Consider the following 24,478-nt stretch of genomic DNA (forward strand, 5'->3'; position numbering starts at 1 on the left):
ACTCGCCGAGCCGGGCGACGGCTATCGCATCAGGGGTGGTAGATCGACTGGAGTTGTTGGTATGCGTGAAGTCCCTCGGGCCCCAGTTCGGTGCCGAGTCCGCTGGCCTTCCTGCCTCCGTAGGGGGAGGTCAGGTCGGGCAGATAGCCGTTGAGCCCGACGGTGCCGGTCCGCAGACGGCGGGCTACCTGGGCACCGTGGTCCAGGTCCGTGGTCCAGACGGTGCCGGCGAGGCCGTAGGCCGACTCGTTCGCCAGGCGCACCGCATCGTCCTCGCCGTCGTAGGGCGTGATCGTGAGGACCGGGCCGAAGATTTCCTCCTGCGCGATGGTCGACGAGTTCTCGACGTCGGCGAATACGGTGGGTTCGACGAACCAGCCCCGATCGAGGCCCGGTGGCCGCCCCCCTCCGGTGGTGAGCTGAGCCCCTTCGTTGAGGCCGGTCTTGATGTAACCCAGGACTCGTTCGCGCTGGCGCTGGCTGACGAGCGGGCCGATCTGGGTGTCGGGATCGAGCGCGTCACCGACGACGGCGTCACGGGCCATCGCCGTACAGAACCCGACCACTTCCCGATACCTGCTGCGTGGGGCCAGGATCCTGGTACTGGCGTAACAGGTCTGACCGTTGTTCAGCAGACTGGCCATGAAGAACTGCTCCGCGGTCGCGGTGAGGTCGGCGTCGTCGAGGACGACGGCCGCGGACTTACCTCCCAGCTCCAGGGTCACCGGTCGCAGCAAATCGGCGCACGCGGCGGCCACTTGACGCCCCGCACTGGTGGACCCGGTGAACGACACCTTGTCGACGTCAGGATGGGAGACCAGATACGCGCCGGTGTCGCGGCCGCCCGGAACGATGTTGATCACGCCGTCGGGGATCCCCGCTTCCTCGACCGCCTCCGCCAACAGCACCGAGTCGAGGACCGTCTCCGGAGCCGGCTTGAGGACGAGCGCGCAACCGGCCGCCAGAGCCGGGGCCATCTTGAAGAAGGCGATGGTCTGAGGGAAGTTCCAGGTCATGATTGCGGCTACGACGCCGGCGGGTTCCCGGCGGACCAGGGTGGTGCCACGGGGCAGTCCGGTGCGCAGTTCCTCGGACGTCGTGCTGTCGGCCAGACCCGCGTAGTAGCGCAGCAGGGCTGATGGCACCACACCTTCGAAGGACCGGGCGACAGTGATCGGCATGCCGTTCTGCGCGCTGACGGCGGCGGACGTCGCCCCCTTCCTCGCCTCGAGCGCGTCCGCGAGACGGATCATGGCGGCCGCGCGATGTTCAGGGCCCCAGGAGGCCCAGCCGGCCGGTGCGTCGAATGCGGCACGAGCGGCTCCGACCGCTCGGTCGATGTCGTCCTGGGAACCGTCCGGCACGGTACCGAGATGATCGCCGGTACTCGCGGATGCGACGTCGATGACACGGTCGCTGGACGTCTGCACCCAGCGTCCCCCGATGAACAGATGGTTGGGATCCATGGTGAACTCTCCCCACGGCATGCCATGGGACCACGACACTCCGTGGTGTTCGATAGGTGGATGACCAGCGGGCACGAGGGTGCTCAGCGCGGTACGCAGGCCGCTGACGGTCATGGTTTTCCTGCGCGGTGGCCCGGCGCGTCGAATCTGCGGGTGGGCCACGTATGCGACGCCCCTTGCGCCTGGTGCCGGCCTTGGGGGAGCGCTTTCATGATTCACAACTGAATGAATTCGACGTTACACCCATCTGGGGTAATCTGTCACCAGATGGGAGGAATATTAGCGGAATGGCCATAGACATGGCCGTCGCCCGATGGGGAAGTCAGGCAGCCGGCTCAAAGACTCCCACGAGGCCCCTGGGCATCGTGGCGGCAGGCCGGGCCCCGGTGCATGACATCGCACCATGAGCAGTACGCCTCAAGGAGGTGGCACATCGTGAGGACATATGGCGGAGCCACGGCGGAAGAGCGCGCTTCGCTCCGCCGTCGGCGCCTCATGGAAAGCGGCCTGGAACTCTTCTCCAGCCGCGGATATGCCCACACCTCCATCCGTGCGGTACTTCGCCACGCCGGACTGAAGGACAGGTACTTCGCGGAGAGCTTCACATCCCTCGACGATCTCATGGCGGCGCTCATGAGAGACATCTACGAGGAACAGATCACCCGGTGCGCCGACGCGATCGCCACAGACCAGCCGCTGCGCGACCGGGCTCGAAACGTCATCGACGTCATCGTCACGCTCTCTGTGGAAGAACCGAGAAAAGGGCGCGTCAAACTCACGGAGTCCCTGGGAGCCGGTCCTCTCACAGCGCACGAACGACGGCTGGGCCTGCAGCGCATGAGCAACCTCGTGGACTCCCTCCTGACGGAAGGGCTTCACGATCCTCGGATGAACCCCACCACCCTGTCCGTGGCCGTCGTGGGCGCCGTCAGCGAGATGCTGCTGAGCTGGTTCAACGGAGAGCTGGACATCTCAAGGGAGGAACTGGTGGATCAGGGCCTCCTCCTCTTCGAGGCCATCACCGAGCACGCCTCGGAAACATCACGAGAATGACAGAGCAGCCGGCGTCAGCAGCTCCCAGCAACCATCCGGAACCGCTCCCCAAACTCGGCCGACCGCCTCCACCGGCGTTCCGCCACCTCCCCAGCCGCCTTCCTGTCGACGGTGACTCAGGCGTTCACGAACGGGCCCTCGAGCTTCGGCGTACCGGCACGAGCGGGGTTGCTCGTCAGCCAAGCAGCGATCGAGGCCGTGAGGCCAGGATCGCCTCGGCCTCGTCACCGATCGTCCGGACCACTTCCGCGGCGGGACGGACGGCATTGACGAAGATCGCCGACTGGCCATAGAGAATCGCGCTCGTGTCAGGGTTGGGCGGCTCCTCCACGGGACTGACATCCTTGGGAGGCGCGAATTCCTCTCTGCGGTCCCGCAGCGTCGCCTCGCGCTCTGACCACTCATCGGTGAACCGATTGCGGCGGACTCGTTCACCGATGGTCGCCGGCCACGGCAGCCCCGACACGATGTCGTAGGTCCGTGTCCATACGGTGTCACTGCCGTCACTCTCCACGATCAGGCGCTTGTGGGCATCGTGTACCTCGATCGCTTCGGGCGTGGCGAGAAACGCCGTGCCCAGCCAGGCGCCGTCCGCCCCGGCAGTGAGGACGGCCGCGAGTGTGCGGCCATCGCCAATGCCTCCTGCGGCCAGCACCGGAACATCGGGGTAACGCCTCACGATCCCGGCCAGGAACGGCAGAAGGCCCATCCTCCCGGTATGGCCACCGGCCTCCGTGCCCTGCGCCACGAGGACGTCGGCACCGGCGGCGACGGCCGCCTGCGCGTCATCGTAGTTCTGTACTTGGCACATCACCCGCGCTCCAACGGCCTTGGCACGAGCAAGCCACGGCTGCGGGTCCGCGAACGACAGCGCGATGACCTCTGGTCGCTCTTCCAGAGCGGCCTCGAAATGCGGTTCCGTGAAGGGGAGGAACGGCGTGATGAAGCCGACTCCGAAAGGAAGGTGGGTCGTAGCGCGGATGGTTGCGATCTCCGCATGGATCCAGTCCGGCCCCTTCCAGGGATGTGTACCCCCGAAGGAGCCGAGCCCGCCGGCCGCAGAGACAGCGGCGGCGAGCGTTCCGCCGCTGTGCAGTGCCATCGGGGCCGCCATCACCGGGTAGGTGATACCGAACATTTCGGTGAATCTCGTATGCAACATGGGTCGACGCTAGCGAACACAGTCGGCCCAGCCCACCAGCAGCGCGCCGTCTCGCCCGCGTGGAGCTACTCGATCGCACAATGGAACCGCGGAGCGCCTGGCCCGTCAGTCGGAGTGTTACTGAGCTTGAAAGCGCGATGTCGTTGCGAGGAGGCGGCCCGGTAGGTCCGGGGCCGCCACCCGGCGTGTTGCGCCGGGGCCGGTCGTTGTCGGCTTGCCCTGGGCGTCGAGGGGCGCTCGGCGGCGGACCGCTCCAGGTCGGGAGGCACGGTACGGTCGTTGTTGGCGACGATGAACCAGCTTGACTTCGTCCGCCAGGCGGTGCCGGGAGCCTGCTGGTTGAACAGGTCCGCCACTGGCACAGCGCCCGTCGCAAGGACGAGCTCCTGCTCCGCTTCCGGGAGGTCGCCGCAGAAGTGCGGGACGCCTGAGGGCTTGAGCCACACGCGGCCGTCAGCGACGTCCACGTGCTCGACGATGGGCGTGCGGGGGAATTTGTCCAGCTGTTCCTGCGACGTCTCGCCCTCGTCCGGGGTGAGCGCGGCGATGTACACCAGAGCGCCGACGCGGTCGTGGGTGCCCGCTTTGGTGATCAGGGTCCCCCCGTAGGAGTGACCGACCAGCACGATCGGGCCGGGGACGTGGTTGAGCGTGAAGTTGACGCACGCGACGTCGCTTTCGAGCGAGTGAACGATGTGATGATTCGGCCGTTCGGGCGACTGCGAGTACTCCGCCGTGGATCGTGGACGACGATTTGTGGATCGGCTGAATCGCAACACACGGCAGGGGAAGGCCCGCGCTATTCTGCGCGGACGGTGCGATGGACGAGTAAAAGTCTGCACAACTGAGCGCATGCTGATGTTGTGAGGCTGATCAGGAACCAGCTCCGGGCAGCCTCTGTGACAGTTCGATCATGTTGCCCCACGGGTCGCGGAAGAACGCCAGTCGCCGGCTGATGTCCTCGATCTCGAAAGGTTCACCGATAAGGTCGACACCACGGCCAGCGAGCTCCGCACGTGCTTCGTCGACATCGTCGACATGGAAGCAAATGTGCTGGTAGCCGCCGTGCTGCAGGCTGCCTCCGAGGTCGTCGAGGACCTCGTTCGGGAACGGTACCGGTCCGGCCAGCAGTTCTACATGGAAGTTGTCATCGTTGGGCGGGCAGAGGTACGCGAGCTTCAGCTCACCGTACGGCCACTCCTGGAGCACTCGGAAGTCCAGCTTCTCCGTGTACCAAGCCTTCGCCGCGTCGTAGTCGGGAACGCGGACACCAACATGGTGACCACTGAAGGATGAAAAGGGGCTTGATGGGTTTTTCGGCGGGTGGGCTGGCATGGGCATCGCAATCACTCCCTGTCCTGCTGAACCATCAGGGGATGGCGGGATGAATCAGACGGTTCAGCCTATCTCCCGGTTCGGGGCGGAATAATCAAGGTCCGGATATTCGTGATCAGGTGTGATGGCTCGCCGTGTAGAGCTTGTGACATGACAGGGCGAAGGTCTACTCGACGACGTAACGGAGTTTGCCCAGGCCCTTAATGCTCGGCGCGCCCTTGCCGGAGGTCACCGGCAGGATCCCGCGACGTCGCAGCTCACGCCGCACGGCGTTCGAGTCGTACGGCCGCGGGAGGGCGGGCCGATCGGCGGGCGCGGCGGGCGCCGTCGCCGTTCTACGGGTGGTTCGCCGGGGCGCGGAGGCGTCGTACGCGGGTGGGGGCAGCGCCGGTCGACTCGCGGTCGATGTAGGTGGTGGGCAGGGTGTGTCGGCGGGGGCGGGCTGTGGCTCCGTTGATGCGGCGGATCAGGATGTCCGCGGCCAGGCCGCCCAGTTCCTGCACGGGCTGGCTGACCACGCTCAGCCGCGGCCGGATGAGGGTGGTCCACTCCGCGTCGTCGAAGCCGATGACCGAGACGTCGCCGGGGATGTGGGCGTCGAGGTCGAGCAGGGCGTCCAGGGTGCCGAGCGTGGCCACGTTGTCGGTGGTGAACAGCGCGGTGGGGCGGTCGTTGGAGGTCATCAGTTCCAGTACGGCCGAGCGCGCCCAGGCCCGCTCGTAACCGGTGTGCCGGATCAGTTCCGCGGAGCGCGGGATGCCGGCCGCGCGCAGGGCCTGGCGGTAGCCGGCGACGCGTTCCGTGGTCGTCCAGATGTCCGCGCCTGGCGCGAGCCGCGTGCCGTCGTCGCCGGGCATGGCCGAGGTGATCACCGCGATGCGGGTGTGTCCGGCGTCGGTGAACCGGGTCACCGCCGCCTTGACCGCTCCCCGGTTGTCGACGACCACGGTGTCCAGTGCGGCACCGGTGAGGACACGGTCGAGGAGCACCACCGGGATGCCGGCGGAGACGGCCCGGGCGAGGTGTTCGTCGTCGGTGGCGGCCGGTGCCACCACGAGTCCGTCCACGCGGCGCTCGATGAACAGCTGGACCGCGGCCTTCTCCTTCTCGCTGTCCTCGTCGCTGTTGGCGAGGATGGCTTGCAGTCCCGCCTTGGCCGCGACGTCGGCGATGCCACGCACCGCGCGGGCGAAGTAGGCGTTCTCCACGTCGGCGACGACCACTCCGAGGGTGTCGGTGCGGCCGCTGATCATGCTGCGGGCCACGGCGTTGGTGCTGTAGCCGAGCTCGGCGGCGGCGGCCAGCACCCGTTCCCGGGTGGCCGCGCTCGCCGATCCGTACCCACCGAGGACGCGCGCGGCCGTCGCCTGTCCCACACCGGCGTGCCGGGCGACGTCCGGGATGGTCACGCGTCGCCGTGGCTGCGCTTCTGGGGGCATGTCCGGCTCTCTCCATGTCGGCCCGGCGAACACCGGGGGAACGGGGCGGTGGGATTCAGCGCCATTCAACCATTGACGCCAGGCGTTGGGCCGTGGGTAAGGTACGAGCGCGTTGGTAACGTTATCAATCCTCGCCGGAACGCATTCGCCCGCCGCCTTCCGGACGGCCGTCCCTCGCGCCCGGCCCGACGGCCGCCCGCTTCTCCCCCATCCGAACTCCGGAGGTCTCCGCGATGGCAACCGACACTCTTTCGCCACCACCGGCCACCGCAGGCCCGGCCATCACCCTCGTCGACGTCGTCAAGGACTTCGGCGGCGTGAGCGACACCGCGGCGGTACGAGGGGTGAACCTCACCATCGGCGAGGGAGAGTTCTTCTCGCTGCTCGGGCCGTCCGGCTGCGGCAAGACCACCACCCTGCGGATGATCGCCGGGTTCGAGGAGCCGAGCAGCGGGCAGATCCTGCTGCACGGCCGGGACATGGTCGGTGTCGCGGCCAACAAGCGGGACATCAATATGGTGTTCCAGTCCTATGCCCTCTTCCCGCACCTGAGCGTCGCGGACAACGTGGCGTTCGGGCTGCGCCGCCGACGTGTGCCCAAGGACGAGATCCACGACCGGGTCGACCGCATCCTGAACACCGTCGAACTCGCCGACAAGGCCGACCGGCGCCCCCGGCAGCTCTCCGGCGGCCAGCAGCAGCGCGTGGCCCTGGCGCGGGCTCTGGTCAACCGCCCGCGCGCCCTGCTCCTGGACGAACCGCTGGGCGCGCTCGACCTGAAGCTGCGCCAGTCCATGCAGCTGGAGCTCAAGCGGATCCAGCGCGAGGTGGGCATCACCTTCATCTACGTCACCCACGATCAGGCCGAGGCGCTGACCATGTCGGACCGGATCGCGGTGATGAACGGCGGGCTGATCGAGCAGGTCGCTCCCCCGCGGGAGGTCTACGAGCGGCCCGCCACCGCGTTCGTCGCCGGCTTCATCGGCACCTCGAACCTGATCAGCGGGCGTCTGACCAGCACCGGACCCGAGGGCGGGGTGATCGACCTCGACGACGGGCAGCGCATCACCGTCCCGGTGTCCGCCGCGCCCGGCGCCGGAGCGGACGTCCAGCTCACGGTACGGCCGGAGAAGATCACCGTGACCACCGGCCCGACAGGCGCCGCCAGCCGCATCCGCGGGACCGTGCGCGAGGTGGTCTACCTGGGCACCTCCACCAGTTACACGGTGGCCACGAGCGCCGGCGCGGAGATGACCGTCTTCCAGCCCAACGACGGCACGGCGTCCGTCGTGCCGGCCCGCGGCGACACCGTCTGGCTGTCCTGGGCGACCGCCCACTCCTATCCCCTGGGCGCCCCACCCACCGTACCGGCCACGTCCGCCGCCGGCCGGATCGCCCCCGACTCCGGTTCTCCCACACCGAGCTGACGACAGGTCGACCACCATGCCCCTGCAGCCCACACCTCCCGCGCCCTGGCTGCGCGGACTGACCGAGCGCCGCTGCTCCCGGCGCGGTCTGCTGCGCGCCGCACTCGGCGCCGCCGCCCTGGCCCCGCTCGCCGCGTGCAGTGTGCCGGGCGCCCGCAAGCCCGTGCCCCGCACGTCCGCCGAGATCGCCGCCGCCGTCAGCGACTTCTGGACCGGCCGGAGGAAGAAGGACCGGCTCAGCTTCGCCAACTACACCCAGTACATCGACACCGACCCCGCCGACCAGAGCCGGCACCCCACCCTGGCGGCGTTCACCCACGCGACCGGCATCAAGGTCACCTACGAGGAGGTGATCGACGACAGCGCCTCCTGGTTCGGCAAGATCCAGCCGGAGTTCGCCTCCGGACAGGGCATCGGCTACGACCTGATGGTGGTCGGCGGCGACAGCTACCTGACCAAGTACATCGAACTGGGCTACCTCGCCCCACTCGACCACCGCCGCCTGCCCCACTTCGCCAGGTACGGCGGGGCCGCGTTCAAGAACTCCTCCTTCGACCGCGGCAACGTCTACACCGTGCCCTGGCAGTCCGGCATGACCGGCATCGGTTACGACCCGGCCAAGGTGGGCCGGAGGATCACCAGCTGGCAGGACCTGCTCGACCCGAAGCTCAGCGGCAAGATCGGCATGTGGAACGACGCGGTGCAGATGGGCAACGTCGCCCTGCTCGCCATCGGCGTCGACCCGGAGAAGTCCACCCACGCCGACTGGCGTAAGGCCGCCTCCTGGCTGCGCGGGCAGCGCGACGCCGGCCTGGTGCGCTCCTACAGCACCACCACCTACCAGTCCTCCCTCCAACGCGGTGACCTGTACGCCTCGCTGGTGTACTCCGGTGACATCTTCCAGGCCAACCAGAGCGGTTCACGGCTGGAGTTCGTCATCCCCGACGAGGGTGGACTGCTGTGGACCGACAACCTCTGCATCCCCTCGACTGCCGCCCACCCCGTCGACGCCCTGACCTACATGGACTACGTCTACCGGCCCGAGGTCGCCGCGAGGATCAGCGAGGCGGTGCAGTTCGTCTGCCCCGTCCCCGACGCCCGGGCGGTCATCGCGCGCGACGCGGCCGCCGCCACCGGCAAGCGCCGGCCCCTGCTCGCCTCCCTGAGCACCAGCCCCCTGGTCTTCCCGACCAAGGCCGACGAATCCAAGCTGCGCCACCTGCGGGTGCTCGACGAAGCGGAGGAGAAGCAGTGGAACGCGCTGTTCGAACCGATCTACCAGTCCTGACCCACCGCCGACGGCGCCGGCCCCGCGCGGTGCTGGCCCCGTATCTGATGGTGCTGCCCGGCTGGTTGTGGCTGGCCGCCTTCTTCGTGACCCCCGTGCTCGTCATGGTGTCGCTGTCCCTGCAGACCGGTGACTTCATCGACGGTTTCCGCCAGACCTTCCACTTCCACACCTATGCGGCCGTGGTGGAGACCTACCACGTGCAGCTGGTCCGCTCCCTGTGCTACGGCGCCGCGGCCACCGCCGCCTGTGCCCTGGTGGGTTACCCGGTGGCCTACTGGATCGCCTTCCGGGCCGGCCGGCACAAGTCGGTGTTCCTCTTCCTGCTTCTGCTGCCCTTCTTCGTCTCCTTCGTCATCCGCACCCAGTCCTGGAACGTGGTGCTCGCCGACAACGGCGTCCTGCTCGGCCCGCTCAAGCACCTCGGGCTGCTGCCCGCCGGCTTCCACGTCCTGGCCACCCCGTACGCGGTGATCGGCGGACTGACCTACAACTTCCTCCCTTTCATGGTGCTGCCCGTGTACGTGGCCCTGGAGCGGATGGACGCCAGGGTGATCGAGGCCTCCACCGACCTGTACGCCTCCCGGGCGCAGACCTTCTGGCGCGTGGTGCTGCCGCTGTCCCTGCCCGGGCTCTTCGCGGGCGTGCTGCTGACCTTCGTGCCTGCCTCCGCCGACTACGTCAACGCCGGCATCCTCGGCGGCCCCTCGACCACCATGATCGGGAACATCATCCAGACCGAGTACTTCACCAACCTCGACTACCCGGCAGCCGCCGCCCTGTCCTTCGTGCTCATGGGCGCCCTGCTGCTGGCCGTGTTCGCCTACGCCCGCGCCCTGGGCACCGAGGACGTGCTGGAGGTGGCCGCGCGATGACCACGGACACCGTCGCCCCCGCCCAGGACGTGACCGAGACGTCCCAGCCGCGCACCGGTCGCCGCCCGCACCGCCGTCCCACGCTCACCGTGTACACCTGGCTGGTGCTGGCGTGGCTGCTGCTGCCGATCGCCGTCATGGTCCTGTTCGGCTTCAACGACACCCACAGCAAAGTGAACTTCACCTGGCAGGGCTTCACCCTCACCTGGTACCGCCACCTGTTCGCCATCCCCAACCTGACCTCGGCGCTGGTCAACAGCCTCACCATCGCGCTGGTCGTCACGGTGGTCGCCACCCTGCTGGGCACCCCGATCGGCCTGGCCCTGGGCCGCCACCGCTTCCGCGGCCGCGGCTCCGTGGACCTGCTGCTGTTCGCAGCCATCGCCGCTCCCGAAATCGCCCTGGGCGCCGCCCTTTTGTCGCTGTTCATCGTCCTCGGCGTGCCCCGTGGATACTGGACCATCCTCCTCGCCCACGTGGCGTTCTGCATCCCGTACGTGGCCATCACCGTACGGGCCCGCATGGCGAGTCACGACCCGACGCTGGAGGAGGCCGCCCGGGACCTGGGAGCCGGGCCCTGGACGGCGTTCCGGCTGGTCACCCTGCCGATGCTGCTGCCCGGTGTGGCCTCCGGCGCCCTGCTGTGCTTCGCCCTGTCCATCGACGACTACGTCATCACCAGCTTCAACGCCGGCCGGACGGTCACCTTCCCGCTGTGGGTGTACAGCGCCGGCCGCACCGGCGTACCCCCGCAGGTCAACGTCATGGGAACACTGATCTTCGTCGGCGGCCTGATCATCGCCGGTGCGAACGTCCTGTTCTCGCGGCGCCGCACGGCCTGACCCCACACCCCCGTATCTCCGCGTCCCGCGCACCCGCGCCCCTCAGCACACCAGCCCACCACGGCCGGTTGGACACAACCCCCGCGAAGGAAACCATCACCGTGCTCTCTTTCAACGAAGCCGAGTTCGTCGCCCAGACCGATAGCCTCGTGGCGCTGCGCCCCCGGATCGAGAAAGTCGTCGACCGTCTCGTGGACGAGGGCTACGACAACGTCCTCCTCGTGGGCGCCGGCGGCACCTACGCGCAGATGTGGCCCTACGAACACCTGGCCCGGCGCGCCTCGGTGCTGCCGGTGCGGGCGGCCGTCGCCGCAGAGCTCGTCGTCTCCGGCGACGCCCGCCTCGGCGAGCGCACCGCCGCCGTCTTCACCTCCGTCTCCGGCACCACCGAGGACAGCGTCAAGGCCATCGACTACTGCAGGGAGCGGGGCGCGTACACGATCGGCTTCACCGGCCACCCCGACTCCCCCGTCGCCCAGCGGGTCGACACCGCGCTGGTCTCCGCACCCAAGGCCTGGCCGTTCGACGTCCAGATGCTGCTGTTCATGGGCCGGCTGCTGTCCCGGCGGGGCGAGTTCGAGGGCTACGAACGCCTCGCCGACGAACTCGCCGGCCTGCCCCGCATTCTGGTGGAGGTCGCCCGCCGGGCCGAGCCCGCGGCGTCCGACTTCGCGGAGGCCCACAAGGACACCGACTACCACTTCCTCATCGGCGGCGGGAACCTTTGGGGATTCACCTACCTGTACTCCATGTGCATCCTCGAGGAGATGCAGTGGCTGCGCACCACCCGGGTGCACAGCGCCGAGTTCTTCCACGGCTCGCTGGAACTGCTGGAGGAGGACACCAGCGTGATCGTCTTCCAGGGCGAGGACGAGACCCGCGCGCTCACCGACCGGGCCGAGGCGTTCGCCCGCCGCGTCTCCAAGGACGTCACCGTCTTCGACACCCGCGACCACCCCTTGGACGGCATCAGCCCCGAATTCCGCGGACTGCTGGCCCCGTTGGTCATGGACACCGTGATGGACCGAGTCAGCAAGCACCTGGAGCGGGTGCGCGACCATTCCCTGGACCTGCGCCGCTACTACCGCGTCATGGACTACTGACCGCCCACCGTCCCACCGCCGTCCATCCGCCCCGACATTGCCGGTGCCCGGGCACCGGCACGCCCCGAGCGGGCGCAGCGCGCCCGCGCGGCGCCCGCGCTTCTGGAGACCTGATGAACATCCTCGGTTTCGGCGACAACGTCGTGGACCGTTTCGTGGACCGCGGCATCGACTACCCGGGCGGCAACTGCGTCAACGTCGCCGTCTACGCCCGCCGTCTCGGTCTCGACACCGCCTATCTGGGAGTATTCGGAGACGACGACCTTGGCACCTTCCTCCGTACGGCCGTCGCGGCCGAAGGCGTCGCGGTGGAGCGCAGCGTGGTACGCCACGGGGAGTCCGGCGTCTCCACCCTCCATGTCCGAGGCGGCGACCGGGTGTTCCTCGGCTACAACGGCGGCGGCGTCACCGTACGCGAACCCCTCGTCCTGGACGACGTCCTGCTGGCGTACGCGGCGTCGTTCTCGCTGGTGCACTCCAGCGTCTACTCGCACACCGAGAGCGAGCTGCCCAAGCTCGCCGCTGCCGGAGCACTGGTCAGCTTCGACCTCTCCGACGACGACGAGTTCCGCTCCCCCGCCTACCTCGACCGCGTCTGCCCCCATCTCGACCTGGCCCTGCTGTCCTGCTCGGACCTGGACGAGACGGCCACCCATCGGTTGCTGGAAGCCGTGCTGGCACGGGGAGCGGGCATGGCCCTGGCCACCCGCGGCCTGGCGGGAGCCACCGCGTACGACGGCCGAATACGGGTGACGGCACCAGCGCACGCGGCGGACGCGCGGTCCATGGCCGACACCATGGGCTGTGGCGACGCCTTCCTCGCCGGTTTCGCGGTGTCCTTGCTCCGGGACCGCTGGTCCCGAAGCACCCCGCCGTCCCGCCCCTCGTTGGAGCGCGCCCTGCGCCAGGGCGCGCAGTCGGCCCACGACCAGTGCTTCGTCGAAGCCGCCTTCGGCCGCGGCCGGCCCACCGCGGCATCCGGGTCCCCCGCCCCGCGGACCGAGGCGGACCGGGCGCGCCTCGACCGGACCGGGGCCGACGCTCCAGGCCGGTCTCTCACTGGCTGACGACGCCTCCTCTGGCAGCGAGGCGCCGGAGGACCCGGACCGGACGGCCACGGCCCGCTCCCTCGGAGTCCACTCGGTCCTGGTCGCACCGATGCACGAGCGAGGCGTCCGCCTGGGCGTCGCGACATTCCTGCGGTCCCGAAGCCCGGATCCCTTCGGTCCGGACGACGTGAGTCTCGCGGACGAGCTCGTAGCCCGCGCCGCCGTCTGCATCGACAACGCCCGCCGCTTCACTCGCGAGCGCAGTACGGCCGCACACCCGGGGAACGGCCTGCACGCCAAGGGCGCCTCACAGCCGCACACGTCCGTCGAGGGTTTCGCCGCCTCCACAGGAAAGCCCCTCAGCCGGCCGGCGCACCGAAACTCACCACCCCAGGGCCCGGCCGACCGTCCGGCGTGAGGAACAAGCACCGTGCCCGCGAGCACCCCGTCGGGAAACAGGGCAAACCGAACCTCGCGGCAGCCATCACAAGCAGCACAGCTGCATAAACGCGCCAGCGCGGAATGTGGGTCGACTTCGAGTCTTGGGCGCGTACCGAATGTCGCCGAGTGGCGCGGACAGTGATCGCACAGGCCCCCAGCCCGCACCCTTCCGGACGTGGGCTGACGCGGACGCACCAGCCCAAGACGGGCGGGCGCACGTCAAAGCCCTGCTCGGGGCGGAGACTGCCGGGTGTGATGACCACGCCGATGGCTTGGTCGATCACCGTGTGGGAGACGACGGCCTCTTGCAACTGGCGGCTCCCCTCCTGCAGTTGGCTGATTCGCTGGGCGATCCGGTCGCGCCCTGCCAGCGCGTCTGCGTCTGACAGGGGGTGGGCGTTCTGCGTGCCGATGGCTGCTGTGTGCCGTCAGGGGGTGACGGTGCTCCGGGCCGGTGCGGGCCAAGGTGGATGGTCCTGTCCTTGGGAAGGACCGGTCCCGGGTCGGCTTCGTGGGATTCCGGCTGGCCGCTTCTGCGGGAGCGTGCTCTGTCGCAGTCAGGGCGTATCGCCGGAGTAGTAGAAGCGGCACGCAATGCCGGGCCCATGGGCGCGGCGCTCGCCGGGGCGCGGGTCGTACAGGGCGCGGCCACCGGGCCACCGGCCGAGTTCGGTGGACAGGGCCACGCCGTCGTCGACTTCTTCGGTCCGCCACCCGTGGATGTCCAGCAGCAGGCCGTCCAGTGGCCCGCCGACCAGTTCGGCATAGGTCCGGTGTGGGAGCGGGCCGGGGTTGGGGTCGTCGTGCTCCGCGCCGTAGACGCGTCCGTTCAGCAGCTGCTCATCGCCGTTCATCCGATCAGCGTTGCAGCCGCCACCGACAACGCGGGCTCGCCCAGGACAGCCTTGGGCTTGCCCGCGTGGTCGGTCGCCGCAGCTTGCCCGGGTCAGGTGCGGAAGCGGGACAGCCAGCCGCCGGCCTCCCGCACGACCTGTTCGGGTTCCTGCTCCTGGCGGCGCCGCTCCTGCTCCTGGCGCTCGCGTTCGTCGGCTTCGGCCTGCGCCTGCGCTGCGACGGCCCGGCTCTGGCAGTCCTCGCACAGGTCCGGGTGCGACTGGCGCATGCTCCCCTCCCGGGTGTAGCCGACCGCCTCCCATCGGTCGTCGTGCGCGACGCCGCCGGGTTCGCCTCGCTGACCACGGGCGGGAGTGACAGGGCCAGGTACAGAACCGGCTGCCGCGGCGCGGCGCCCGGACGGCTGCTGAGTGACCGGTCCGCTTCATCGCTTTCGATCTGCTGCGGCTGTCCGGGACCCGCACGACCAGATGGCCGTATCGGCGGCGCAGGACCGCGCTCGAGTCCGTGTTCGCTGCCCGCCGGCTGTCCGCCCCGCGGGTGCTGTGCCCGTCGACGACCGATCCGGACACCGTGCGCGATTGGCTGACGTGTGCTTCGGTCGGGACGGAGGGCGTGTTGTGCAAACAGTCGCCGGGGCCGAACTGTGCGGCCTGGCCACCCGGCCGAACCAGACGCATGCCCGTTACGCACCGGCCGCGCAGACAGGAGGAGCAGGGTTCCACTGCTGAGTCCGCGGGGCCGGTGCATAACTCACGTACCCTGCGGTGCGTCCGATAAGCCCGATCCCTCCCAACTGCCGCAAGGGATCGTCTCTTTCGCGCCAGTGGGCCCGGCCGTGTCGGCCGGGCCCACTCATCGCTCGCGCGTGGCGCTTTCGCGCCGGGTGTCTTTCGTCTACCAGCGGTACCAGCGGCCCTTGCGGCCTCCGCTGTCCGCGGACCGGACGACGAAGCCGAGCAGCCACACGATGAGCACGATCACGGCGATCCACCACAGTGCCTTCAGCGCGAAGCCCGCGCCGAAGAGGATCAGGGCCAGCAGAAGAACCAGAAGCAGGGGAACCATCGTTATCAACCTCCTGGCCATCGGATGCCCTTACTTCAGCCCTACAAGCACACAAAAGATGAGTTAGTTCCAAGGGATGAGGGGCATGCAGCGCCGCACGCTGTGGACGGTTCCCGCTTTCTCGTACCTCACGCACCGCCGACACGCAGCGTGTATCACTTGCAGTTTTGCCGTGGCCTTGGATTCGCCGGGACCGTTGCGGGTCCCCCGTACAACCGAGGCCCTAGACCGGCAACCGAGGGAACGCAGCCGCACGACCCCGTCGAAAGGCCGAGCCCAGGTCCAACGGCGCGCCACCGAAAACGAGGAGCTGAACAGGCGCCACCACAGGCAGGACCGCGGGCGACGCGCATGAGGCCGGCGCGGTGCTGTGCGTCAATCGCGTTCTCGCAAGTGGATGACGCCATCGCTCCGCGCGGGCGAGCAGTCGCCTCTGACGGTACGCCCGCACCGGCGCGTCAGGGCCGCTACAGTCAGGCGAAGGACGCCTTCGGCATGGCCGGATCCGTGGAGCGCCATACACCCCCGGGGGCCTGACCGCACGTGATCCGTTCCGCCTTCGCCGTACGCTGTTCCACCGAGACCTTCAAGACCCCGAGGCCTCCAGGAACTGGCAGCTCACCCGTGCCCGAGCCCTGATCGAGCCCGCCGGGGGCCAGATCGTCAGCGAGTACTTCGACGTCGGCCACAGCCGTTGCCTGCCCTGGCAGCGCCGCCCACGCGCGAACGAACTCCTCCAAGCCGTCCGCGACCCGCATCGCGGGTTCGACGCGATCGTGATCGGGGAGCCGCAGCGCACCTTCTACGCAACCAGTTCGGCACCACCTTCCCCGTCTTCGTCCACTTCCGCATCCCTCTGTGGCTCCCAGAGGTCGGCGGCCCCATCGCCCCGAACGACGAAGCCCACGACCTCGTCATGTCCGTCTTCCGCGGCATGAGCAAGGGCGCACGCAAACCGCATCAAGATCCGCGTCCGGACCGCGATGGGCTCTCAGGCCAAGCTCCAGGGCCGCCATCTCGGCGGACGACGCGCCACGCGGCAGGGAAGCGGCACAGAAGAAGCTCGACGCACTGCCCACCGCCACCCGGAAGAAGGAACCACCCCTCACGACGGAGCAGTCCCGGCGATCACTGAAAGACTCGGACACATCGCTCAACGTATCCAAGCCGCCGACGCCGAGAAGAAGAGCCCCTCTACGAGGCCCTGGGCATCACGATCGCATACGACAACGCAACGAGGACCCCGACCGTCAGGTCGAGGCCCTCGATTCCGTATCACTATAAGGAGTGTCCGAGGGGGGACTTGAACCCCCACGCCCGATAAAGGGCACTAGCACCTCAAGCTAGCGCGTCTGCCATTCCGCCACCCGGACTAGGTGTGTGCCGCCTTGCGGGGGTGTTCCCCGCGGCGACATGGACAACAATACCAAGGTTTCGGAGTGCGTTTCACCTGCGTATCCGCCCCGTGGGTGGCGGTCTGGGCCGAACCGGGCCGGCGGATGGGTGACGTATACAGAATGCAATATCCTGCATACACGTGGTGAGAGTCGGGGCATGAGCTGGCGGTAAGCGGTTCAGCGCTGTTTCTTTGATCATGCCGCCGGGCGCGGTACTCGTCCGAGCGAGGCGCGTACCGCCTGCTGGGCGGAGCCCCGTCGAGACGCGGGGCGCCGGCGATGGGGGTGCCGACCGGGGTGCCGATGACCGGGGTGGCCACCGGGAAACATACTCCCGTCGGGCCGCCAGGCGTCGGCGGCTACGGCCTCGGCTGCGGAGGCAAGCCGGTCAACGGCCGGTTCGGCGGCGGCCTCGGGTCCATGGGGCCGGGACGGCCGTGGCGGCACCGGGGGCCCGGCCGACGTCCTGAGCAGGTCCTGCGCAGCATCCTCGAAAGGCCCGCGATGTTCCCCCCTCTACGATCTGCTCACCGAACGCCGGAGGGGGAACACCGTATGCACATCACGCCGTCGGACATGCCGTCGGACACGGCGGCCGAGGAACCCGGGCGCCGGGTCACCACCCTGGAACTCTTCTTCGACCTCGTCTTCGTCTTCACACTCACCCAGCTCACCGTGCTGCTCGCGCACGACCTGTCGTTCGCCACGGCCGGGCGGGTCGCGTTGATCCTCGTCGTGCTGTTCTGGATGTACGGCGCCTACGCCTACCTCACCAACCAGGTGCCGCCCGACCGTCCCTCCCGGCGGCTGCTGCTGATACTCGGCATGGCCGCGTTCCTGGTGTGCGCGCTGGCCGTCCCCCGGGTCTTCGACGACACCGGCGTGGTCTTCGGTCTCGGATTCCTGCTGGTGGTGGTCGTCCACACGGCCCTGTACACCCGCGGCCACGGCTGGGACTCCATCTGGTACGGCGGCACCAACGCCCTCGCCGCCCTGTCGGTGACCGCCGCCGGGCTCGTCGACGGCCTTGCCGCGGACGGTCTGTGGCTGCTCGCGATCGTCCTGCAGTTCGTGACGCCGCTGGTGGCCGAGCACGGGCCGGGCCGCAGGGACGGGCGCAGTGCGGCAACGCTGCGAGTGCAGCTGGGCGCGCTCGACCCGGCGCATTTCGTGGAGAGGCACGGACTGCTCCTGATCATCGCCTTCGGCGAGTCCGTGATCTCCATCGGGGTCGGCATCGGTGACCTGCCGCTGACACCGGGACTGTTCTGCGGCGCGTTCCTCGCGCTGGCCCTGTCGGTCGCGCTGTGGTGGACGTACTTCGTGCGGGACGAGGAGGCGGCCGAGGCCGCGTTCCGGGCGACACCGCCGCCGGCCCGCTGGCGGCTGGCGATGAACGCCTACTACTACGCCTTCCTGCCGATGCTGCTCGGCATCGCGTACCTCGCCGCCGGCATCAAGAAAACCCTCGGCCATCTGACCGAACACCCGCAGCCGGGACCCGCGTTGGCGCTCGCGGGCGGGGTGGCGCTGTTCCTCGCGGGCGACGCGGCCTTCCGTACGGCTCTGCGGCTGCGGCCGGTTCGCCACCGCGCGGCCGGCGGCGTGCTCGCCCTGGCCACCGCCGCGGTCGGCGTCCGGATGCCGGCCTACGCCGAACTGCTCCTGCTGGTCGGCGTGTTGGTGGTGATGCTGGCGGTGGAGGCCCGGTCCTGCGTCACGGCGGCGCCGCAGCCCGGGCCGTCCGCGACGTGACGACGGGGGCGGGTCAGGACTCGTTGTGGTGGTGGTACGAGTGCCGGGTGTGCTCGGTGTGCTCGCGCATCAGCCGGCCAGCCCGCTCCGCGTCCCCGTCCCTGATCGCGAAGACCAGGTCCGCGTGTTCACTCCAGGAGGTGCCGCCGCGCAGCCGGGCCACGGGGGTGTAGTACCAGCGGACCCGCCGGTCGACGTGGGCGGCCAGCTCGGCGAGCACCGCGTTGCCGGCCAGCTCCATGACCTTGGCGTGGAAGGCCGCGTTGAGCGCCACGGCACGGGTGACGTCGTCGGCGGCGACCGCCGTCCGGCCCTCCTTCACGATGTCGAAGAGGGCCTCCACCCCCTCCTCGCCGGCGTTGAGGGCCGCCAGCCGGGCCGCCTCCGCCTCCAGCAGGGTGCGGACCGTGAGCAGTTGGTCGGCCTCCTCCCGGGTCGGCTCGTGCACGAACGCGCCCTGCGCGGGCCGCAGATCGACCCAGCCCTCGGTGTTGAGCCGCTGCAGCGCCTCGCGCACCGGCTGCCGGGAGACACCGAGGTGCCCTGCGAGTTCGCTCTCGACCAGATGCTGGCCGGGTTGCAAGGCGCGGGTGGTGATGAGCTCCAGCAGCGCCTCGTAGACACGCTCGCGCAGCGGTCCGGGACGATCCAGCTTCGGCATCGCCCCCTGCGGCAGTCCGGTCGACAACATCGCGGTCCCCCTCCTGGGCTGCTCCTGCGCGTGAGCCCTGGACGCTCGGTATCGATGAGCTCGGTATGTCGGTATGGATGAGCTCGGTATTCGATTGTGTTTTGTCTACGGTCTACGGTGTACGAGATCCAGGCCACCGTGTACACGAAACCCGGCTCCGGTGTACCGGCTCCCGCTCAGGGGCAGCGTACGACCTGCCCGGCGTACGACAGGTTGCCGCCGAAGCCGAACAGCAGCACCGGGTCGCCGGTGCTCAGCGCTCCCTGCTCGATCAACTTGGAGAAAGCGAGCGGGACACTGGCCGCCGAGGTGTTGCCGGATTCGGTGACATCGCGGGCGATCACCGCGTTGACGGCACCGAGCTTCTCCGCCAGCGGTTCGATGATGCGCAGGTTCGCCTGGTGCAGCACGACGCCCGCGAGGTCCTGCGGGGCCACGCCGGCCTTCTCGCAGGCACGGCGGGCGATGGCCGGCAGCTGGGTGGTGGCCCAGCGGTAGACGCTCTGCCCCTCCTGCGCGAACCGTGGCGGCGTGCCCTCGATCCGCACCGCGTGCCCCATCTCCGGCACCGACCCCCACAGCACCGGCCCGATCCCCGGCTGCTGCCCCGGCGCGCAGGCCTCCACCACGGCGGCCCCGGCGCCGTCGCCGACGAGGACACAGGTGCTGCGGTCGCTCCAGTCGGTGACGTCGGACATCTTGTCGGCGCCGATGACCAGCGCCCGGCGGGCCGCGCCGGCCCGGACGGTGTGATCCGCCGTGGCCAGGGCATGCGTGAACCCGGCGCACACCACGTTGACGTCCATCGCGGCCGGCTGCGGGATACCGAGCCGGGCCGCGACCCGGGCGGCGGTGTTCGGGGAACGGTCGATCGCCGTGGACGTGGCGACCAGGACCAGGTCGATGTCGCCGGGGGCCAGACCGGCGGCGGCGAGGGCCTTGGCCGCGGCGTGCGCCGCCAGCTCGTCCACCGGCTCGTCGGGACCGGCGATGTGCCGGGTCCTGATGCCGACCCGGCTGCGGATCCACTCGTCGCTCGTGTCGACCAGGCCCGCCAGGTCCTCGTTGGTGAGCACCCGGGCGGGCTGATAGTGACCGATGGCGGCGATGCGCGAGCCGTTCATGGCGAGGGTCCCTCGTTTCCGTCGTAGCGGGATGCACCAGTCTGATCAGTGACTCGTGAGTACGACGGCAGGTGAAGCCACAGGAATCGGGCGCCCGGGTTGTCGCCTTCGCTCAGCACCCCGGACGCCCGCGCACTCATCGCGTGAACAGCTGGGTCGCCTTGTGTACGAGTTCGTAGACCCCGTATGCGAGGGGTGCTCCGACCCACAGCCAGGCGAGGGTGATCAGGCCCCGCCGGCTAGGCAGGCTGCTGTCGCTGGGCATCTGCGGCCTCCCTCGGCGCGGGGACGTGATGGCGGACGTGGACGGGCCGGACGAGTTCGTTGGCGACGAAGCCGACGACGAGCAGGCCGATCATGATGCCGAACGACAGCCCGTACAGCGACGAGCCGTGCTTGCCGGCCTCCTTCTGCCGGTCGGCGATCCAGTTGACGATCAGCGGCCCGAGTACTCCGGCCGTGGACCAGGCGGTGAGCAGCCGTCCGTGGATGGCGCCGACCTGGTAGGTGCCGAACAGGTCCTTCAGATAGGCGGGAACGGTCGCGAAGCCGCCGCCGTAGAAGGAGAGGATCACCAGCGCGCACAGGACGAACAGCGGCTTGGACGAGTCACCGAACAAGGCGATGAGCAGGTACATCAGCGCACCGACGCCCAGGTAGAGGCGGTAGATGTTCTTGCGGCCGATGAGGTCGGAGGTGGACGACCAGCCGATGCGGCCGGCCATGTTGGCGGCGGACAGCAGGGCGACGAAACCGGCGGCCGCGGAGGCCGACACCGGGGCGGAGCTGTCGGCGAAGAAGTCCGTGATCATCGGTGCGGCCTTCTCCAGGATGCCGATACCGGCGGTCACGTTCATGCACAGCACGATCCACAGGCACCAGAACTGCGGGGTGCGCACCGCACTGCGGGCCGAGACCTGCACCCCCTCGACAGCGCTCGGTCCACTCACGGCCGGCCTCTGGGTGCGCGGCACACGGACCAGGAGGACGCCGAGCGTCATGAACACGGCGTACGACAGGCCGTGCACCAGGAAGGCGAGTGCGATGCCATCGTTGTCACCGCCGAAGGACGCGAGCATCTGCGCGGACCAGGGCGAGGCGATCAGCGCGCCGCCGCCGAAGCCCATGATGGCCAGGCCGGTGGCCGTGCCGGGCCGGTCCGGGAACCACTTGATCAGGGTGGAGACGGGTGAGATGTAGCCGATGCCGAGGCCGATCCCGCCGACGAAGCCGTAGCCGAGGACGATCAGCCAGTACTGCTTGGTCTCGGCGCCGAGGGCGGAGAGCAGGAAGCCGGAGGAGAAGCAGACCAGGGCGACGGTCATCGCCCAGCGCGGACCGTTGCGCTCGACGAGCGTGCCGCCGAACGCCGCCGACAGCCCGAGCATCACGATCGCCAGCTGGAAGGGGAGCGCGCTCCGGGTGCCGTCGAGGTGCAGGGCGGATTCGAGCGGTGGCTTGAACACGCTCCAGGCGTAGGCCTGGCCGATGGACAGGTGGACGGAGAGGGCGGCGGGCGGGACGAGCCAGCGGCTCCAGCCCGGAGGTGCGACAGGGGGGCTGCTCATGAGGCCGGACGGTACGGCGGGGCACGGGAGTTGAGAAGGCGCGGCGTCGACCGTATGCGGTGAACGGTAGGCGGAATGCGGTCAACGGTCGACACCCGAACCGTGCTGCGGTCGACGCCATACAGTCGCTGCCGGGTGCGGGAGAGGCCGTGGGCTCGGGCATGCCGGTGCCGGCCCGCGCACGCACGGTGGAGCCAGGGATGGAGGTCCGTACCGACCCCGAGCGCGCCCGACACGGCCAGGCGATCTTCCTGGAGCTGTTCGTCTCCCCGGCAGACGTGTCGACGGCCCGAAGGTGGCCGTGTGGATCAAAGAGCATGAGCGGCGGGAACTGCCTCGGGTTTCTCCCGAGGGGGTGCTGTCGGAGCGGGCGCCAGCCTCACGGTCCATGTGCAGGACAATGAGATCTGAGGGTCCCCTCGCCGCAGGACAACCAGGTGACCCACGGCAATCTCCGCATCAAGGGCCGTTTCGGCTACCAGCACGTACAGAACCGGGGCTGATCAGGACATGGGACGAGTCACGGAACGACGCAAGGTCCTCCGCATCCGGGACGGGGCCGTCTCCACGCGGCCGGACACGCTCGTCGCCGAGGAACCCCTGGAGATCCGGCTGAACGGCAAGCCGCTCGCGATCACCATGCGCACACCGGGTGACGACTTCGCGCTGGCGGCGGGGTTCCTGGTGAGCGAGGGCGTACTGGCGACTGCATACGATCTGCAGAACATCGTCTACTGTGCGGGCGCGACCGCAGACGGTTCGAACACCTACAACGTCGTCGATGTGAGGACCGCGCCGGGCGTCGCCCTGCCGGACTTCACCCTGGAGCGGAACGTCTACACGTCCTCCTCGTGCGGCCTGTGCGGCAAGGCCAGCCTGGACGCCGTCCGTACGACCGCGCGCTTCCCGATCGCCGACACTCCCCCGGTGCGGGTCACCCCGGAGCTGCTGGCGAGTCTTCCGGAGCGGCTGCGGGCGGCCCAGCGGGTGTTCGACCGGACCGGAGGCCTGCACGCGGCGGCCCTGTTCACCGAGGACGGGGAGCTGCTGGACATACGCGAGGACGTGGGCCGCCACAACGCGGTGGACAAGCTGGTCGGGCGGGCGCTGCAGAACGGCGACCTGCCGCTGTCGCGGACGATCCTGCTCGTCTCCGGGCGGGCCTCGTTCGAGCTGGCGCAGAAGGCGGTGATGGCGGGCATCCCCGTGCTGGCGGCGGTGTCGGCTCCGTCGTCGCTGGCGGTGGACCTGGCCGCCGAGGCGGGACTGACCCTGGTGGGTTTCCTGCGGGGCAGCTCGATGAACGTGTACGCGGGCGAGGACCGCGTCGCCCTCCGGGAGGCGACTGCCCAGGGCTGACCTCCCCACGGCACGGCGGCGGGCCCCGCCCGGCGGGGAGCGCCCCCGCGCCCCGCGGGGCGGGGTGCTGCTCGGTGGCGGAGCGCGGGACGAGGGTGATGCCCGTGCCCGCGCGGCCTCGCGGTCAGGCGGGCCTGAGGCGTACGTCGGCGGCGGCCACGACCGTGCCCAGCCGGGGGAAGTCGAGCCGGACGGACGCTTCGTGCTCGGCGGCGGTGAAGGCGGCCATGGCGTCCGCGGCGAAGACGAGGTCGTAGCCGAGGTCGGCGGCGGCGCGGGCGGTGGACTCGACGCCGAGGTTGGTGGCGATGCCGCCGAACACCAGGGTGGTGACGCCGCGTTCGCGCAGGCGCTCGTCCAGATCGGTGCCGTGGAAGGCGCCGATGGTCCGCTTGACCACCTCCAGGTCGCCGTCCGCCGCGAGGCCGGGGACCAGGTCGCTGCCGGGCGGCTGTTCGGTGACCGAGGGGCGTTCGACGCGGACGAGGACGACGGGTGCCCCGGCGGCGCGGAAGGTATGCGCCAACTCCTCGGCGGCGGCAAGCACTTCGGTGCCTTTGCGGGGTTCCAAGGGCAGCGCGACGATGCGTTCCATCAGGTCGACGAGGACCAGGGCGGTGCGCTGCGGGTCGAGCACGTGGACTGCGGGCATGACGGAACGTTAGCCGCGGTCAGCCGTCCGTGCCGGAAATCCGGATCAACAGGCTCGTGAACTGCTCGCGTTCGGTGGCCGACAGCGGGGCGAGCAGCTCGTCGTTGGCCGCGCGGGCCGCCTTCTCGCAGCGGGCGAGGAGACGGGCGCCGCCGTCGGTGAGGGACACGGCGTTCTTGCGCCGGTCCCTGGGGTCGGGGGCACGGACGACGTGGCCGGCGGACTGCAGGTCGTTGAGCACGCCGACCAGGTCCTTGGGGTCCAGGCCCACGCTGCGGCCGAGGTCGGCCTGGGCGACCGGCTGGAGGTCGCGGACGGCGGAGAGGACCACGTGGTGCCACATCTTCTGGCCCTCGGCCGCGAGGGCGTCGGCGACCAGGGCGCGCCCCCGGCCGGCGGCGCGGCCGAGGAGCCAGCTGGGCAGGGAGCGGATCGCGGGCAAGGGTGCTTCGGCCATGCGGGCAGCGTATCCCGTGAATCGTTGGACGTCCCCACGAACCGACGCTATCGTGGGGGCTCCCAACGAATT

At 69.6% G+C, this 24,478-nt stretch carries 25 protein-coding genes and 1 tRNA gene; 11 read left to right on the forward strand and 15 right to left on the reverse strand.

Annotated elements, in window-relative coordinates; all coding sequences use genetic code 11:
• Positions 1-29: 29 nt before the first annotated feature.
• Positions 30-1,580, reverse strand: a complete 1,551-nt coding sequence (locus ACWC94_RS09630) for an aldehyde dehydrogenase (protein WP_450795923.1) — start codon at positions 1,578-1,580, stop codon at positions 30-32.
• A 321-nt stretch (positions 1,581-1,901) separates the two neighbouring features.
• Here ACWC94_RS09630 and ACWC94_RS09635 point away from each other — a divergent pair, with 321 nt between their 5' ends.
• A complete protein-coding gene (locus ACWC94_RS09635) occupies positions 1,902-2,519 on the forward strand; it encodes a TetR/AcrR family transcriptional regulator (RefSeq protein ID WP_450795924.1) in 618 nt (205 codons plus the stop codon).
• Between the two features lie 175 nt (positions 2,520-2,694).
• On the opposite strand, the gene ACWC94_RS09640 is transcribed toward ACWC94_RS09635, so the two are convergent.
• The 4 genes from ACWC94_RS09640 to ACWC94_RS09655 all read right to left on the reverse strand — a co-directional run bounded on the left by ACWC94_RS09640 (position 2,695) and on the right by ACWC94_RS09655 (position 6,455).
• Positions 2,695-3,681: an NAD(P)H-dependent flavin oxidoreductase gene (locus tag ACWC94_RS09640; protein WP_450795925.1), complete on the reverse strand. Its 987-nt coding sequence runs from the start codon at positions 3,679-3,681 to the stop codon at positions 2,695-2,697.
• Between the two features lie 65 nt (positions 3,682-3,746).
• Positions 3,747-4,535 (reverse strand): alpha/beta hydrolase, encoded by a 789-nt coding sequence (locus ACWC94_RS09645; protein ID WP_450795926.1) that lies wholly within the window; start codon positions 4,533-4,535, stop codon positions 3,747-3,749.
• Between the two features lie 19 nt (positions 4,536-4,554).
• Positions 4,555-5,022: a VOC family protein gene (locus ACWC94_RS09650; protein ID WP_450795927.1), complete on the reverse strand. Its 468-nt coding sequence runs from the start codon at positions 5,020-5,022 to the stop codon at positions 4,555-4,557.
• A gap of 329 nt (positions 5,023-5,351) precedes the next feature.
• A complete protein-coding gene (locus ACWC94_RS09655) occupies positions 5,352-6,455 on the reverse strand; it encodes a LacI family DNA-binding transcriptional regulator (RefSeq protein WP_450795928.1) in 1,104 nt (367 codons plus the stop codon).
• Between the two features lie 233 nt (positions 6,456-6,688).
• On the opposite strand from ACWC94_RS09655, the gene ACWC94_RS09660 reads away from it, so the two are divergent.
• The 7 genes from ACWC94_RS09660 to ACWC94_RS09690 all read left to right on the forward strand — a co-directional run bounded on the left by ACWC94_RS09660 (position 6,689) and on the right by ACWC94_RS09690 (position 13,457).
• On the forward strand, positions 6,689-7,882 hold the full coding sequence (locus ACWC94_RS09660) for an ABC transporter ATP-binding protein (RefSeq protein ID WP_450795929.1): 1,194 nt from the start codon (positions 6,689-6,691) through the stop codon (positions 7,880-7,882).
• Between the two features lie 16 nt (positions 7,883-7,898).
• Positions 7,899-9,170, forward strand: coding sequence for a polyamine ABC transporter substrate-binding protein (locus tag ACWC94_RS09665; RefSeq protein ID WP_450795930.1), 1,272 nt, complete (start codon positions 7,899-7,901; stop codon positions 9,168-9,170).
• A gap of 47 nt (positions 9,171-9,217) precedes the next feature.
• Entirely contained in the window at positions 9,218-10,045 is an 828-nt protein-coding gene (locus ACWC94_RS09670; protein ID WP_450795987.1) for an ABC transporter permease, read from the forward strand.
• Positions 10,042-10,887: an ABC transporter permease gene (locus ACWC94_RS09675; RefSeq protein WP_450795931.1), complete on the forward strand. Its 846-nt coding sequence runs from the start codon at positions 10,042-10,044 to the stop codon at positions 10,885-10,887. The genes ACWC94_RS09670 and ACWC94_RS09675 overlap by 4 nt, the downstream gene beginning before the upstream one ends.
• 101 nt (positions 10,888-10,988) lie before the next feature.
• Positions 10,989-11,990: an SIS domain-containing protein gene (locus ACWC94_RS09680; protein WP_450795932.1), complete on the forward strand. Its 1,002-nt coding sequence runs from the start codon at positions 10,989-10,991 to the stop codon at positions 11,988-11,990.
• A gap of 113 nt (positions 11,991-12,103) precedes the next feature.
• Positions 12,104-13,057 (forward strand): PfkB family carbohydrate kinase, encoded by a 954-nt coding sequence (locus tag ACWC94_RS09685; RefSeq protein WP_450795933.1) that lies wholly within the window; start codon positions 12,104-12,106, stop codon positions 13,055-13,057.
• Positions 13,050-13,457, forward strand: coding sequence for a GAF domain-containing protein (locus ACWC94_RS09690; RefSeq protein WP_450795989.1), 408 nt, complete (start codon positions 13,050-13,052; stop codon positions 13,455-13,457). Before ACWC94_RS09685 ends, ACWC94_RS09690 begins: the two co-directional genes overlap by 8 nt.
• A 580-nt stretch (positions 13,458-14,037) precedes the next feature.
• On the opposite strand, the gene ACWC94_RS09695 is transcribed toward ACWC94_RS09690, so the two are convergent.
• Together ACWC94_RS09695 and ACWC94_RS09700 are read right to left on the reverse strand one after the other, a co-directional pair.
• Positions 14,038-14,334, reverse strand: coding sequence for a hypothetical protein (locus ACWC94_RS09695; RefSeq protein ID WP_450795934.1), 297 nt, complete (start codon positions 14,332-14,334; stop codon positions 14,038-14,040).
• Positions 14,335-14,426: 92 nt separating this feature from the next.
• Positions 14,427-14,603, reverse strand: coding sequence for a hypothetical protein (locus tag ACWC94_RS09700; protein WP_450795935.1), 177 nt, complete (start codon positions 14,601-14,603; stop codon positions 14,427-14,429).
• A 158-nt stretch (positions 14,604-14,761) separates the two neighbouring features.
• Between ACWC94_RS09700 and ACWC94_RS09705 the strand changes: the two genes are divergently transcribed.
• On the forward strand, positions 14,762-15,115 hold the full coding sequence (locus tag ACWC94_RS09705; protein ID WP_450795990.1) for a hypothetical protein: 354 nt from the start codon (positions 14,762-14,764) through the stop codon (positions 15,113-15,115).
• A gap of 117 nt (positions 15,116-15,232) precedes the next feature.
• Here the strand turns inward: ACWC94_RS09705 and ACWC94_RS09710 are convergent, their stop codons facing one another.
• Together ACWC94_RS09710 and ACWC94_RS09715 are read right to left on the reverse strand one after the other, a co-directional pair.
• Positions 15,233-15,403, reverse strand: coding sequence for a hypothetical protein (locus ACWC94_RS09710; RefSeq protein ID WP_037661814.1), 171 nt, complete (start codon positions 15,401-15,403; stop codon positions 15,233-15,235).
• A 1,288-nt stretch (positions 15,404-16,691) separates the two neighbouring features.
• Positions 16,692-16,776, reverse strand: a tRNA-Leu gene (locus ACWC94_RS09715).
• 579 nt (positions 16,777-17,355) lie between these two features.
• On the opposite strand from ACWC94_RS09715, the gene ACWC94_RS09720 reads away from it, so the two are divergent.
• Complete coding sequence (locus ACWC94_RS09720; protein ID WP_450795936.1) at positions 17,356-18,555, forward strand: low temperature requirement protein A; 1,200 nt, start codon at positions 17,356-17,358, stop codon at positions 18,553-18,555.
• 13 nt (positions 18,556-18,568) lie between these two features.
• Here ACWC94_RS09720 and ACWC94_RS09725 read toward each other — a convergent pair whose 3' ends face one another.
• From ACWC94_RS09725 to ACWC94_RS09740, 4 genes are all read right to left on the reverse strand, one after another.
• Entirely contained in the window at positions 18,569-19,246 is a 678-nt protein-coding gene (locus tag ACWC94_RS09725) for a GntR family transcriptional regulator (RefSeq protein ID WP_450795937.1), read from the reverse strand.
• Between the two features lie 176 nt (positions 19,247-19,422).
• On the reverse strand, positions 19,423-20,370 hold the full coding sequence (locus ACWC94_RS09730) for a beta-ketoacyl-ACP synthase III (protein ID WP_450795938.1): 948 nt from the start codon (positions 20,368-20,370) through the stop codon (positions 19,423-19,425).
• A gap of 136 nt (positions 20,371-20,506) precedes the next feature.
• The gene (locus ACWC94_RS09735) at positions 20,507-20,635 is read right to left on the reverse strand and encodes an MFS transporter small subunit (protein WP_450795940.1); all 129 of its coding nucleotides are present in this window, start codon (positions 20,633-20,635) and stop codon (positions 20,507-20,509) included.
• Entirely contained in the window at positions 20,610-21,938 is a 1,329-nt protein-coding gene (locus tag ACWC94_RS09740; RefSeq protein ID WP_450795941.1) for an OFA family MFS transporter, read from the reverse strand. The genes ACWC94_RS09735 and ACWC94_RS09740 overlap by 26 nt, the downstream gene beginning before the upstream one ends.
• A 510-nt stretch (positions 21,939-22,448) precedes the next feature.
• Between ACWC94_RS09740 and fdhD the strand changes: the two genes are divergently transcribed.
• Positions 22,449-23,297: a formate dehydrogenase accessory sulfurtransferase FdhD gene (gene fdhD / locus ACWC94_RS09745; RefSeq protein ID WP_450795942.1), complete on the forward strand. Its 849-nt coding sequence runs from the start codon at positions 22,449-22,451 to the stop codon at positions 23,295-23,297.
• A gap of 124 nt (positions 23,298-23,421) precedes the next feature.
• Here fdhD and ACWC94_RS09750 read toward each other — a convergent pair whose 3' ends face one another.
• Both ACWC94_RS09750 and ACWC94_RS09755 read right to left on the reverse strand, forming a co-directional pair.
• Positions 23,422-23,949, reverse strand: a complete 528-nt coding sequence (locus ACWC94_RS09750) for an isochorismatase family protein (RefSeq protein ID WP_450795943.1) — start codon at positions 23,947-23,949, stop codon at positions 23,422-23,424.
• A 19-nt stretch (positions 23,950-23,968) separates the two neighbouring features.
• On the reverse strand, positions 23,969-24,406 hold the full coding sequence (locus tag ACWC94_RS09755) for a MarR family winged helix-turn-helix transcriptional regulator (RefSeq protein ID WP_450795944.1): 438 nt from the start codon (positions 24,404-24,406) through the stop codon (positions 23,969-23,971).
• Positions 24,407-24,478 lie beyond the last annotated feature (72 nt).

The organism is Streptomyces sp. NPDC001135 (assembly GCF_053598395.1).

Bases quoted from the DNA above. Each gene is read 5' to 3' on its own strand.
- ACWC94_RS09630 (WP_450795923.1), bottom strand. From the start codon at position 1,580: ATGACCGTCAGCGGCCTGCGTACCGCGCTGAGCACCCTCGTGCCCGCT.
- ACWC94_RS09695 (WP_450795934.1), bottom strand. From the start codon at position 14,334: ATGAACGGCGATGAGCAGCTGCTGAACGGACGCGTCTACGGCGCGGAG.
- ACWC94_RS09685 (WP_450795933.1), top strand. From the start codon at position 12,104: ATGAACATCCTCGGTTTCGGCGACAACGTCGTGGACCGTTTCGTGGAC.
- ACWC94_RS09655 (WP_450795928.1), bottom strand. From the start codon at position 6,455: ATGCCCCCAGAAGCGCAGCCACGGCGACGCGTGACCATCCCGGACGTC.
- ACWC94_RS09670 (WP_450795987.1), top strand. From the start codon at position 9,218: ATGGTGCTGCCCGGCTGGTTGTGGCTGGCCGCCTTCTTCGTGACCCCC.
- ACWC94_RS09735 (WP_450795940.1), bottom strand. From the start codon at position 20,635: ATGCCCAGCGACAGCAGCCTGCCTAGCCGGCGGGGCCTGATCACCCTC.
- ACWC94_RS09650 (WP_450795927.1), bottom strand. From the start codon at position 5,022: ATGCCCATGCCAGCCCACCCGCCGAAAAACCCATCAAGCCCCTTTTCA.
- fdhD (WP_450795942.1), top strand. From the start codon at position 22,449: ATGGGACGAGTCACGGAACGACGCAAGGTCCTCCGCATCCGGGACGGG.
- ACWC94_RS09710 (WP_037661814.1), bottom strand. From the start codon at position 15,403: ATGGTTCCCCTGCTTCTGGTTCTTCTGCTGGCCCTGATCCTCTTCGGC.
- ACWC94_RS09645 (WP_450795926.1), bottom strand. From the start codon at position 4,535: ATGCGCTCAGTTGTGCAGACTTTTACTCGTCCATCGCACCGTCCGCGC.
- ACWC94_RS09660 (WP_450795929.1), top strand. From the start codon at position 6,689: ATGGCAACCGACACTCTTTCGCCACCACCGGCCACCGCAGGCCCGGCC.
- ACWC94_RS09725 (WP_450795937.1), bottom strand. From the start codon at position 19,246: ATGTTGTCGACCGGACTGCCGCAGGGGGCGATGCCGAAGCTGGATCGT.
- ACWC94_RS09640 (WP_450795925.1), bottom strand. From the start codon at position 3,681: ATGTTGCATACGAGATTCACCGAAATGTTCGGTATCACCTACCCGGTG.
- ACWC94_RS09750 (WP_450795943.1), bottom strand. From the start codon at position 23,949: ATGCCCGCAGTCCACGTGCTCGACCCGCAGCGCACCGCCCTGGTCCTC.
- ACWC94_RS09720 (WP_450795936.1), top strand. From the start codon at position 17,356: ATGCACATCACGCCGTCGGACATGCCGTCGGACACGGCGGCCGAGGAA.
- ACWC94_RS09675 (WP_450795931.1), top strand. From the start codon at position 10,042: ATGACCACGGACACCGTCGCCCCCGCCCAGGACGTGACCGAGACGTCC.
- ACWC94_RS09740 (WP_450795941.1), bottom strand. From the start codon at position 21,938: ATGAGCAGCCCCCCTGTCGCACCTCCGGGCTGGAGCCGCTGGCTCGTC.
- ACWC94_RS09755 (WP_450795944.1), bottom strand. From the start codon at position 24,406: ATGGCCGAAGCACCCTTGCCCGCGATCCGCTCCCTGCCCAGCTGGCTC.
- ACWC94_RS09730 (WP_450795938.1), bottom strand. From the start codon at position 20,370: ATGAACGGCTCGCGCATCGCCGCCATCGGTCACTATCAGCCCGCCCGG.
- ACWC94_RS09700 (WP_450795935.1), bottom strand. From the start codon at position 14,603: ATGCGCCAGTCGCACCCGGACCTGTGCGAGGACTGCCAGAGCCGGGCC.
- ACWC94_RS09665 (WP_450795930.1), top strand. From the start codon at position 7,899: ATGCCCCTGCAGCCCACACCTCCCGCGCCCTGGCTGCGCGGACTGACC.